At 63.6% G+C, this 11,008-nt stretch carries 11 protein-coding genes and 1 pseudogene; 5 read left to right on the top strand and 7 right to left on the bottom strand.

Annotated features, from left to right (window positions below; all coding sequences use genetic code 11):
• Positions 1-67: 67 nt before the first annotated feature.
• The 4 genes and pseudogenes from ACDC67_RS14815 to ACDC67_RS14800 form a co-directional block, all read right to left on the bottom strand.
• Positions 68-1,345 carry an asparagine synthase-related protein gene (locus ACDC67_RS14815; protein ID WP_376694403.1) on the bottom strand — a complete coding sequence of 426 codons (1,278 nt, stop codon included), beginning with the start codon at positions 1,343-1,345 and terminating at the stop codon, positions 68-70.
• A gap of 75 nt (positions 1,346-1,420) precedes the next feature.
• Positions 1,421-1,762: pseudogene (locus ACDC67_RS14810) on the bottom strand (hypothetical protein); the annotation flags it as partial.
• A gap of 376 nt (positions 1,763-2,138) precedes the next feature.
• On the bottom strand, positions 2,139-3,164 hold the full coding sequence (locus ACDC67_RS14805) for a hypothetical protein (RefSeq protein WP_376694384.1): 1,026 nt from the start codon (positions 3,162-3,164) through the stop codon (positions 2,139-2,141).
• Between the two features lie 3 nt (positions 3,165-3,167).
• Complete coding sequence (locus tag ACDC67_RS14800; protein WP_376694382.1) at positions 3,168-3,467, bottom strand: PqqD family protein; 300 nt, start codon at positions 3,465-3,467, stop codon at positions 3,168-3,170.
• A 134-nt stretch (positions 3,468-3,601) separates the two neighbouring features.
• On the opposite strand from ACDC67_RS14800, the gene ACDC67_RS14795 reads away from it, so the two are divergent.
• From ACDC67_RS14795 to ACDC67_RS14775, 5 genes are all read left to right on the top strand, one after another.
• Positions 3,602-5,407, top strand: a complete 1,806-nt coding sequence (locus ACDC67_RS14795; RefSeq protein WP_376694381.1) for an ABC transporter ATP-binding protein — start codon at positions 3,602-3,604, stop codon at positions 5,405-5,407.
• Complete coding sequence (locus tag ACDC67_RS14790; protein ID WP_376694379.1) at positions 5,400-5,837, top strand: lasso peptide biosynthesis B2 protein; 438 nt, start codon at positions 5,400-5,402, stop codon at positions 5,835-5,837. The genes ACDC67_RS14795 and ACDC67_RS14790 overlap by 8 nt, the downstream gene beginning before the upstream one ends.
• A 127-nt stretch (positions 5,838-5,964) precedes the next feature.
• Positions 5,965-7,080: an MraY family glycosyltransferase gene (locus ACDC67_RS14785; RefSeq protein WP_376694377.1), complete on the top strand. Its 1,116-nt coding sequence runs from the start codon at positions 5,965-5,967 to the stop codon at positions 7,078-7,080.
• 642 nt (positions 7,081-7,722) lie between these two features.
• Positions 7,723-8,340 carry a DUF433 domain-containing protein gene (locus tag ACDC67_RS14780; RefSeq protein WP_376694376.1) on the top strand — a complete coding sequence of 206 codons (618 nt, stop codon included), beginning with the start codon at positions 7,723-7,725 and terminating at the stop codon, positions 8,338-8,340.
• Entirely contained in the window at positions 8,324-8,695 is a 372-nt protein-coding gene (locus ACDC67_RS14775; protein ID WP_376694374.1) for a DUF5615 family PIN-like protein, read from the top strand. The genes ACDC67_RS14780 and ACDC67_RS14775 overlap by 17 nt, the downstream gene beginning before the upstream one ends.
• A gap of 124 nt (positions 8,696-8,819) precedes the next feature.
• On the opposite strand, the gene ACDC67_RS14770 is transcribed toward ACDC67_RS14775, so the two are convergent.
• From ACDC67_RS14770 to ACDC67_RS14760, 3 genes are all read right to left on the bottom strand, one after another.
• A complete protein-coding gene (locus ACDC67_RS14770; RefSeq protein ID WP_376694372.1) occupies positions 8,820-9,290 on the bottom strand; it encodes a hypothetical protein in 471 nt (156 codons plus the stop codon).
• Positions 9,287-9,598 (bottom strand): nucleotidyltransferase domain-containing protein, encoded by a 312-nt coding sequence (locus ACDC67_RS14765; protein ID WP_376694371.1) that lies wholly within the window; start codon positions 9,596-9,598, stop codon positions 9,287-9,289. The genes ACDC67_RS14770 and ACDC67_RS14765 overlap by 4 nt, the downstream gene beginning before the upstream one ends.
• Positions 9,599-10,072: 474 nt before the next feature.
• Entirely contained in the window at positions 10,073-10,900 is an 828-nt protein-coding gene (locus ACDC67_RS14760) for a tyrosine-protein phosphatase (protein ID WP_376694369.1), read from the bottom strand.
• Positions 10,901-11,008: the final 108 nt, after the last annotated feature.

Below are 11,008 nucleotides of genomic sequence, written 5' to 3'. Positions count from 1 at the left end.
CAACATAAATCGAAGCCCGAGAAGGGGCGCCCTGCGAGGCGCCCCTTTTTTATGTCGACCCTGTCTTCTAGAGGCCCCAGTGCTTCGCCCAAAGCGCGTAGCCGACGCAACGCGACAACACAACGCTATGATTTTTGTCCGGTTCCGCCAGCGCAGCGCGAACGAACTCCGGTCGCAGCCAGCGTTGCCAGCCGGGAGATTCTTCGAACAGCAACCGGTCCACAGCCTTTCGATTCGCTCGCAACCCGGCCAAAAAGTAGCTATTCAGCAGGCCGGTGCGCTGCTTGAGCCGAAACGCATTAGGCAAGCGGCCTCGCGTGGCCTCACGGATGATCCACTTGGTCCGACCATCCCGCACACTCAATGACGCAGGTGCCCTGAGCATGAATCCAACGAGATTCTCATCGTGAAAAGGATCGCGACGCTCAATGCCGTGAAGGCCAGCGAAATACTGTTCATGGCAGCGTCCGCTGGTCATGCGCGGCCCCAGCAACTGTGCTGCGTACTCCGGCAATACATGATCATCGAATCTCGGCTGACCCTCGTGGGCCAGGTGCCAGGCTGGCCGAGCGGACGGCAACAGCCATTCAGGCATTCGGGATTTTCTTCGACCGGAACGGAACCGGCCGAGTAAATAGCGAAGCGGGGGGTGCGAAGCCAGGGCTCGCGCACCGCCTCGCCCGAAAATGTGCACCAGATCACGCCAGATCAAACGCCAGTCGCCGTCGAGTGCATAGCCGCGGTAGAGAAGGTGAAATGGCATATAAAGGTTATCCCCGGCATTGCCGTTCAGGATCACGGAGCAACCCGACTCGGCAGCCTCGCGATAACAGGCATTGACCAGGTGGCGGAAGGAATTGAAGCTCGGCCAGTCCGGGCTGATCATGGAACCGTTGAGCTGGCCAAAAGGAAGGTATTGCGGATCAATCCACTGCGGCTGCAGTCGGAGATGGCGACACAGGGTGCGGATCCAATAACTCTCATCAGCTTCCGGAGAGTTGGGTAGCCGCCAGGAAACCGGATGCAGCGACTCTCGATTTTCCCGCAACTGCCGCGCCGCCGATTCAGCGACAGGCCCTGAGTCCATCCCACCCGAAAGCATAATTGCCGTAGGGCCGTGTAAGGGAAGACGACTGGCAACGGCCTGATCGAATAGCTCGCGAAAGGTTCCCACAGTTGCGGCGGTGTCGCTGTAATCATCCATGCAGGCGGAAGGCAGGGCCATATACAGGGAACGAGTACCGAAGACATCGATACTCAGGATTTCGCCCGGTCGCAGTTCGTGAACCCCTTCGAAGCCGGTCCGCCCTTGAGGCACCGGCAAACCGGAGAAATGGGCAGCCATCGACACGCTATCCTGCCGGGGCGGCATCCTGCATGAACGCAAAACGCCCCCGGCCGTCGGCCCGATGTACCACCGACTGGAATGAATGGCGTAGTAGAGCGTACGACCGCCGAGTCGATCGCGCGCCAAAAGGATGAAACGTTCGGGGTGACAGACTGCGTACAACGCGAAGTTGCCGCACAGACGCTCAATCAGGCTCGGGCCACGCTTATCCAGTAAATCAGCGAGAATTTGAGCTTGCGATCCCGTCCTTGTGAATGAAGGCCCGGTGGAGAATTCATGAAGGTTGGATACAAAACCGAGTAGCGCTAAGGACCAAGAGCCGGATGAATACCAGCCACTTCCAAGCAATTGCCATGGCTTTGGACTACTTTGATCGGTCGCAAAAGATAAAGTAGGCGCTTCCGCCCTATTCATTCAGCCATTCGGGCGTTGGGGGAGTTTAGACGTAGTTGCCATAATCGTCGTCTGGATTGGCGTCGTAGTGACTACCGCCCCTGCTTCTATACTGACTGTTGGACTGGTCACCTGCTGGTTGTTGAGTGTCTATGGCTCCAGAGTCTCCCTCCCCTGGACTGCCCCCCAGCGTAATTACACGCAGATCGTGCCATTCGGCCGCTGGCGCTTCGTAGGAAGACTTGCCAGCGACATTACTATGGCCCGGCTCGAGTTGATCGACCCTCGTTTCAGACATGAAATCACCCTTATTCGGAATGCGCTACAGGGCGGAAACCCGTCTCCAATGCTCCCCCCCTGCGCGGGTTTGAACTCAGTCACACTCTTCGTTAGAAGATTAGCACCCGGAACGGCCTCGGTCAACCGCGACACGCCGCCTGCCGGCCGCGCCCGCAAGGGGCTGCAGCACGCAACGCCAGGCCTTCTCGGGTGTGCTCACCAGGTCGGTGCCGGTGCGAATTCGACGGGCCGGCGCTTGCGACAGGGCGCGTGACAGCTGCTCGAAAAGGCATGCCCTTTCGACCGGCAGCTGCTGCGACAACAAGACGGGCATGCTCGACTCGGTGAGGTGTGCCAACGCAAGCGCCGACGGCAGCGCTTCGATTTCGGTTTGCGCACGGCGCCCGCCACGCGGCCGCTCGACAACGGCGATCATGTTGATTCGTGCGTCTTGCGGAAAACGGGCGTTGCTCGGCGGAAGGCGCAGGTAAAAGCGCGGTCGCGTGGCGGACTCCTGCAGCAGACCGTCCGGTAGTCGCTTTTGGAACTGCTCGCTGGCCCAGCCCATGCGCAGCATCATGTAGTTGCGCATCCGCTCTACGTGTATGGCGGTTCCATTCACCGCGGCCAGCAGCCAATCATCGCTGACCACACCGAACCCCGCGCAAAAAGCCGACGCCGTCAGAGTGGACTTGCCGGCACCCTTGCGTCCGACGACCAGCAGCCCACCGCGTGGCGAAACGATACCGGCGGCATGCACGCTCATAACGCCGGCACGCGCCAGTTGCTGGGCGACGGCGGCGTGAAAACAATAGGGCAGAATGCCGCCGCTGTCGGCGTGGTGTGGCTCGACCCGGAACTCGGCTTCGCCGCCGGAGACCAGCTTTACTCGGCCGTCCGATAGATCGGTCTCAAATACGATCGGCTCGCCCTCGACGGGCTCATGGATGGGATCCGTTGCCAGGCGGACCCCGATCGGGCCACGCCCGACCAGGTCGGCCCAGCGCCAGGGCTCGCCCTGCCCTTCAAGCCGGTAGCGCATTTCACCGGCGGTGATTCCGCTGATCGCGATCTCGACACCGAGCGCCTCGGCAACCAGCCGGCAGGCCGGCCCCTGGGCTTCGGTATCGGCTTCGACGCGCATGCTTCAGAGGCCGCCGGCAACCCGGGCGACGAACGCGGTGACGTCTTCGCCGGCTCGTGCTTCTGTTACATCGAACTGCTCGGCCAGTCGGCGGGCGATGGTCGCGGTGTCGCGCTCGCCCGCGTTAATGGCCTGCACGATGGCGATTCCCGTGGCGTTGGCCGTCAGCATCTGCTCGCCCTCGACATCGAGCACCACCCCCGAGCCGTCGTCGAGGGCGTTGATGGTCAGGCGCTTGTCGTCGAGGGCGGCGGCGATGCGCGCGATGGCCGCATCGGCGTCGGCGCGGGAGATTTCGGTCATGGCGGTGATGGGCTGGCGGTTGGTTGCTGAAGCGTTCAGTTTAAGCGTTTGCGCCGCGGGCTGTCGCGGCGAGTTCGGCGCGATGGGGAGTCGAACAGGTAGAATGCGGCCAGTTCGGTCTCCGGAATCCCCTTTTGATTCGAAGCGCCACCCAGTCCCTGCGCCGCATGCTCTCGCTGACCTGGCAGGCCAGCCCGGGCTGGACGCTGCTGGCCGCCGCGGCGATGCTGGCCGAGATCTTTTTCGGGCTGGCGGTGCTCTACCTGATCAAGCAGCTGGTGGATGTGCTCACCGCCTCGCTCGAGGGTGGCGGCGGGGATGCCTCTTCGGCCCTGTTCTGGGTGGCGCTGACGGGTGCGAGCACGATTGCCTACCTGGCGGCGCGCACCGGCGCCAGCCTGTGCCGCGAGGCGCAGGGGCTGAAGGTGGCCGATCATGTCGATTGGCAGGTGCATGACTCGGCTGTGAGCGCCGACCTGGCGTTTTTCGAGAGTCCGCGCTATTTCGACACGCTGCGCCGGGCGCGCCAGGCGGGCAACCAGCGCCCGGCGCAGGTGGTGGGCAACCTGCTGATGATGGTCAAGTCAGCGGTGATGCTGGTGGCGGTCATCGCCCTGATCGCAACCATCCACCCGCTGCTGCTGCCCCTGCTGGCCGTCGCGACCTTGCCGATGCTGTGGGCCCGGCTGCGCTTCACACGCCGGCTCTACGAGTGGGAGCGCCGGACCACGCAGGAACAGCGCCGGGCCGGCTACCTGGACTGGCTGATGACCGCCGACCAGCAGGCGCGGGAAGTGCGCCAGAACCGCATCGGGCGGCTGCTGCGCAATCGATATGCCCGCATCCGTGGTCGGCTGCGCCGGGGGCGCTTTGCCATCCACAGGCGCCAGGCCGGTTGGGAGCTGGCCGCCGGCGTGGTCTCGACCGGGCTGTTCTTTGCGGCCCTAGCCTGGCTGGTGGGCCGCACGGCCGCGGGTGCGACCAGCGTCGGCGACCTGGTGCTGTTCCTGATGGTCTTCCAGCGCGCCCAGAGCACGGGGCAGGAGCTGGTACACCAGATCTCGCGCTTTTTCGAGGACCGGCTCTATATCGATCTGCTGTTCGAGTTTCTCGACATCCGCCCGGCCATCACGGCCCCGGCCGAGCCGGCCACCCTGCCCGACCCGGTGCGCGAAGGCATTCGATTCGAGTCGGTGTCGTTCGCCTATCCGGGCACGGACGCGACGGTGCTGCACGATATCGACCTGCAGCTCGAGTCGGGAAAGATCACCGCCCTGGTCGGCGCCAACGGCTCGGGCAAGACCACGCTGATCAAGCTGCTGTGCCGGCTCTACGACCCGGATGCCGGGCGCATCACGCTCGAGGGCGTGGATGTCCGCGAGCTCGACCCGCTGCAATACCGCTCGCTGCTGGGCGTGGTTTTTCAGGATTTTGCGCGCTACGCCTTGAGCGCGCGCGACAACATCCACTTCGGCGAAGTGCGGCAGCCGGCCGACTCGGCGCGCTTCGAGGAAGTGGCGCGGCGCGCCGGCGCCGACGGGTTTCTCGGCGAGCTGCCGCTGGGCCTGGATACGCCACTGTCGCGCATGTTCGACGACGGGCGTGAGCTGAGCATCGGGCAGTGGCAGCGCATCGCCCTGGCGCGGGCGATGTTTTCCGAAAGCGCGCGCCTCATCGTGCTCGACGAGCCGTCGAGCGCGCTGGACCCGGCCGCCGAGGCCGAGCTGTTCAATCATCTTCGCGAGCGCACCGAAGGGCGCGCCGCGCTGATCATCAGCCATCGCCTCTCGACCCTGCAGCAGGCCGATCACGTCTGCGTGCTCGACCGCGGGCGGATCATCGAGCGCGGCAGTCATGCCGAGCTGCTGGCCGGTGGCGGTCGCTATGCGGCGCTGTTCGAACAGCAGGGGCGCTTCTACCGCGCGGGCAAGCATGGCTAGGCGGGACTCATGGACGCGCCGCTGGCGCGCGCTGCCGGCGCCGCAGCGTCGCGATCTGTTCTCGGCCGCCTGGCGACTGCCGCTGGCGCATGCGGTGATGCGCCTGGGTGGCCTCAGGCGCGCACAGCGCCTGCTCGGGCGCCGCAAGTCCGCGCGCGAGACCAGCCCGGCGGCTGCCGCAACCTGGCGCCGGCGCGCGCTGGCGCTGAAGCGTGTTGGTGCTCGGCTGCCCGGCGTGCATTGTCTGTCGCGCTCTTTGTGCCTGTGGAGCTGGATGCGGCGGGCGGGGCTGGATGCGCAGCTCAAGATCGGGGTCCGCGGTTCGTCGCGCAAGGGCGTGGAGTCACACTCCTGGGTGACGCTAGGGGAGGAGCCGATCGACGATACGGTTGAATCGGTCTCCGGATTCCGGGTCGTCGACTGGCATTGAATCGATGAGCGGCTAGTCGGCCGCCTGAACGTAAACCTGCCCGAATGCCCCAAAGACTTGATCCAGATCACATTCCGCGCTAGTCTCGTCAAGGCGTTCAAGTTTCCGGGGAAGGGGAGAGATGCAAATGGGGGAAATGACGTTTGCTTCGATCACGGCGCTGGTTTCATCGGCGCTGATCATTCTTCTTTGTCGCACACTGGCGCCGTCGCTCGGGCTGGTTGACCATCCCTGCAACCGTCGGCGCCACGCCCGCACCACTCCGGTCGTGGGCGGCCTGGGCATCGCCGTCGGCTTTCTGCTGTCACTGCTTCTGCTCGAGCCGTTCAATTTCCACGCCGATACACTGCTGGCCGGCATCGGCCTGCTGGCCATCGTTGGCGTGATCGACGACATCCACGATCTGCGCACCTTCTGGCGCCTGCTGGCACAACTGGCCGCGGTGATGCTGGTGGTGGTCTACGGCGAGCTCCAGGTACAGTTCCTGGGCAACCTGTTCGGCTTTGGTGCCGTGGGGCTGTGGGTCTTTTCGGGCGTATTCACGGTGCTGTGCGTGATGCTGATGATCAACGCCGTCAACATGCTCGACGGCGTTGACGGCCTGGCCGGTGGCGTGTCGCTGGTCACCCTGGCCGGGTTCTCACTGGTGCTGTTCCTGGACGGCTCGGCCGCCTGGATCATGCCCTTCCTGCTGGGCCTGGCCGTGGGCGGCTTCCTGCCCTACAACATGCGCGGACCCTGGCGCAAGAATGCCTCGGTGTTCATGGGCGACAGCGGCAGCACCATCCTGGGCTTTGCCCTGGCCTGGCTGGCGATTTACGCCACCCAGACCGAATCGGCCGGCATCTACCCGGTGACCGTGGCCTGGATGCTCGTCCTGCCGGCGGCCGATGCCCTGAGCCTGTTCTTCCGTCGCTGCGTGCGCGGCCGCAGTCCGCTGTCGGCCGATCGCTGGCATCTGCACCACATCTTCATCCGCGGTGGCTGGTCGGTAGCCATCACGGTCAACCGCCTGCTGCTGCTGCAGAGCCTGCTGGTGGCCGTCGGTATCGGCGGCTGGTGGCTGGGGCTGCCCGAGTGGCTGATGTTCTGGCCGCTGGCGGCTTTCTTTGTCGGTTACCAGGTCGCGATGTGGCGAGCCGATCGGGTGTTGCGGCTGCTGCGGCGGTATCAGCGGCGGAAGCGGGTGCGGGCTGAGCGGGGCCCGGGGGCTCCGGAAGAAGCGTTGAAGGGTTCGAGGTAGGGTCAAACTACGGGTTACGGGTTACGGAAAAACAACGGGTTCCGGGTTCCGGGTTCCGGGTTCCGGGTTCCGGGTTCCGGGTTCCGGGAAAGACTACCGGGTCGGCATCGAAGGGTTCAGCCAAGTTGCCTGGCTTGGTCGGCGACATGCTCCCAGGGGCGTAGGATGTGTGGAGGCCGGAGGCCGTAACGCATCGGCTGCGGTTGGGTTTGGCTGATGCGTTGCGCTTCGCTCCACGCATCCTACGTTCGTTTGGTTCTTTGGTTTTTTTGTGTTTTGGTGTTTTGGTGCGGCCCCGTTGCCTTTGGGGGCGGTTCTGCCGTGCGAGCTGGCTGCCTGGGTCTGGATGGGGGCGTAGGATGTGTGGAGGCCGGAGGCCGTAACGCATCGGCTGCGATTGGGCTTGGCTGATGCGTTGCGCTGCGCTCCACGCATCCTACGTTCATTTGGTTCTTTGGTGTTTTGATGGGGAGCGGCTGGTGCTGCGCTCGGTTTCAGGAAAAGAACAACGGGTTCCGGGTTCAGCGTTCAGGGTTCAGGAAGCGACAACGGGTTGCGGGTTCTGGGTTTCGAGAGCCGTTTGTTTACAGTTGGACTCTGGCTCATGTAAAATACGACTCACTCTGAGTCATATTTTTTGTCATGAGTACTGAAATTGAAACACGCGTAGCGGCGACGGTTGCCGGACAGACTCCCAAGGCCATTCGGCAGGAGTTTCAGCGGGTACTGAAGCGATCTGCAGTTTCCGCGGGCCGTGCCCGTCTGCAGCTCAGCTTCCGGGATGTGATTTACTTCTGTTTCAAGAAAGAACTGGAGCAGGAAGGCATCAGTGTTGGCCCTGACGAGCGGCGCGAGCTGTATTCCGTTTTCAGGCGCAATGTGGCGCTTTCGGGTCGCTGGAGACGCGACGGACAACAACTGAAGCGGAGCGGAAATGTTCCCGTTGTCTTCGATCTCGGTCCAATCATCAACCGTTCAAGCTCGGAGCTACGCGCCTACAGGCTGGGTTCGACCCGCATCGAGCGCAATCCTGAGATCTGCGGTGGCCAGCCGGTTTTCCGGGGTACGCGAGTGCCGGTCCAGCAGGTGGTCGAACAGATCCGGCAAGGGGTACCGGTTGAGCAACTTCGCGAAGACTATCCGGCGCTGGATCGTGCAGCACTTTCCTATGCTGCGCTGAAAGCCCGTATGGGCAACGACCCAGGGCGTCCTCCTGGCCGTTTGCAGATCAGACGCGCTGCCGGTGAAGCTGCTGATTGACGAAAACCTGTCCCCGCTTCTTGCGCAATGGGCCAACCAGGCAGGATTTCCCTCACAAGCAGTCAGGGATGCAGGCCTTATGGGGCAACCGGATATCCGCGTCTGGCAGTACGCTTGGCGATATGACCAGGTCGTTGTCACACTAAATATTGGTGACTTCCTCAACCTGGCGCGTAATATCGAACTCCACCCCGGAGTGATTGCGCTACGAGAAGCTGGGCTCAGCCGTGAAGACCAATGGCAACGCCTTTGCCAGGCGCTGAAATGGGCAGACGATCGCTGTGGCGGTGACCTTGTCAACAAGGTGCTGGAAGTGCGTGGTGACGGTGACCTGGAGTTGCATGACTTACCTTGACGAACGATGCATGGAAATGGCGTCGGGGTTCTTTAAAGAAGGTTTCAGGTTTCAGGGAAAACAACGGGTTCCGGGTTCCGGGTTCCGGGTTCCGGGAAAGACTATCGGGTCGGGATCGAAGGGTTCAGCCAAGTTGCCTGGCTTGGTCGGCGACATGCTCCCAGAACTGAAGAAGGTCGTCTGCGCTTCGCACGAACTGATTTAGCGCAGCGGCCTTGAGCTCGGGAGCATCGGGATACTCGTGGGCGATTGTATTGCGCGCGATTCGGAGCTCGCGCCATTGTTCGGCCGACGGAATGATGCCGATGCGCTCCAGGCGTTGGAGCTTTTGTGCAAACGGCGCGTCCGAGGCGAGTGGTTCTTCGGCCAGGTCGAGCAGCATGGGCAGTACCTGCTCCCCCAGGGTGGCCTGCAGTTTCGTGAAGCGGTAGGCCATCTGGTCCAGCAGACGCAGCCGGTGCCTGGTCAGTGCCTCGATACTTGCCGCCGAATATGCGGGTTCACCGTGCTCGTCAAGATCTTCAGCGAGAATTTCCGCGTGCAGCTCGCATTCCCTGAACGCGGATTCGAGCTTGCTCCGGGAGGACCCGCTCACAGCCGGACACCTTCACTTCTTGCGATCTGGTCGATGGCCCGCGGTTCGCGGTGCAGCGGCGTGGACAGCACGACGTCAATTTTTTCGCCTGCCAGCGCCGTGCTCCTGTCCAACTCGCAAAGAAATTTCAGCTTTGCGCGGGTAAGCCAATCGGCGTCGTCGGAATCGCACTCGACATACAAATCAAAATCGCCGCCCTTGCGCTGGTCGTTCGTACGCGAACCGAACAGCCGGACCGTCACGTTAGGCCCGAAGGCACGACGCGCAGCAGAGAGGATGGCCTGATGTTGCTGTTCGGTGATGCGCATGGGGAGATTATAGCGAACTGGGGGATTGGGCGGTTTTGGAGGGGACTTAAAGAAGGTTTCAGGTTTCAGGTTTCAGGAAAGAACAACGGGTTCCGGGCTGCGTTCTGGTGTTTTGGCGCGGCTCCGTTAGCGTTGGGGCGGTTTTGCCGTGTGGGGTGGGTGCGTTGGTCTGGATGGGGCGTAGGATGTGTGGAGGCCGGAGGCCGTAACGCATCGGCGGCGGTTGGGGTTGGCTGATGCGTTGCGCTTCGCTCCACGCATCCTACGGTCGATGATTCCGCGGTTTACGGTTTACGGATCACGGGCCACGGACCAGGGGGACGGCTTTGCCGTGTGGGGTGGGTGCGTTGGTCTGGGTGGGGGGCGTAGGATGTGTGGAGGCCGTTAGGCCGTAACGCATCGGCGGCGGTTGGGGTTGGCTGATGCGTTGCGCTGCGCTCCACGCATCCTACGGAAGACCAAAACCGCGGGCCTTCAGCTTCGGCCCAGCAACCGTGCGAAGAGCCCGCGGCTTTTTCTTTGGCGCGGGAGCAATTCAAGGAGCTGCTCGGGGTCGATTTCTCGGCCCATGACCAGGTTGCGTGGGAAATCTTCGGTGATCAGGCGGGCGGCTTCTGGGCCGATCCAGGGAGTGACGGATTCGCGGCCGGGGGTCATCTCGGGGACGCGGCGGCGGTCGCGGTGGGCATCCGAGGCCAGGAAATGGATCATTCCCCGCGTGACCATCTCGCGCGCGGCGCGCAGGGCGCGGTCGCCGAACTTGCCGGTGCACGAGCGGCCCGTGACCTGCGCCAGGCAGCCCATGTCGACCCAGTCGGCCAGGCGGTCGGGGTTGCGGGCCAGTTCGGAGTTGCGCTCGGGGTGGACGACGACCGGCACCATGTTCAGCGCCAGGATGTTTTCCAGGATGGTGGTCGCCCCCATTGGAATGGAATGCACCGGCAGCTCCACCAGAACGGCGCGCCCGCGGTCGGCGACGGTCATGGCTGTGCCGGCCTGCAGTTCGCGCGCCAGCTCGGGCACCAGGTGGCATTCCGCGCCCGGGAACACCTCGAGCTCGATCTCGGCCGCTCTCAGGGCCTCGCGGAACGCCGCCGTGCGCTCGCGCACGTTCTCGGCGGGGTTCTCGTAGACCCCGTTGAGGTGATGCGGCGTCATCAGGGACAGGGAAATGCCGTCGGCGACGGCCATTCGGGCCATATCCAGCGCCATGTCCATGCTACGCGCCCCATCGTCGATGCCGGGCAACAGGTGCCCGTGAATATCGACCATGCCCCAGGGGAATCGTGCGGGTGCGTTCATTGCCGCGTCACTCTACGACAGGCCCGTCGCCCCGGCAAGCAAATCCGCGTCCCACAGGCCACATCCGCTCACGATTCAGTCCCGACGAGACCGCCTGTCGGCGGCGCC

Origin of the sequence: Wenzhouxiangella indolica (assembly GCF_042310355.1) — a bacterium.
In the GTDB taxonomy this organism is placed as follows: Bacteria; Pseudomonadota; Gammaproteobacteria; order Xanthomonadales; family Wenzhouxiangellaceae; genus Wenzhouxiangella.
The sequence above is the reverse complement of the archived record's forward strand: the minus strand, read 5'-3'. Positions and strand labels throughout refer to the sequence as shown.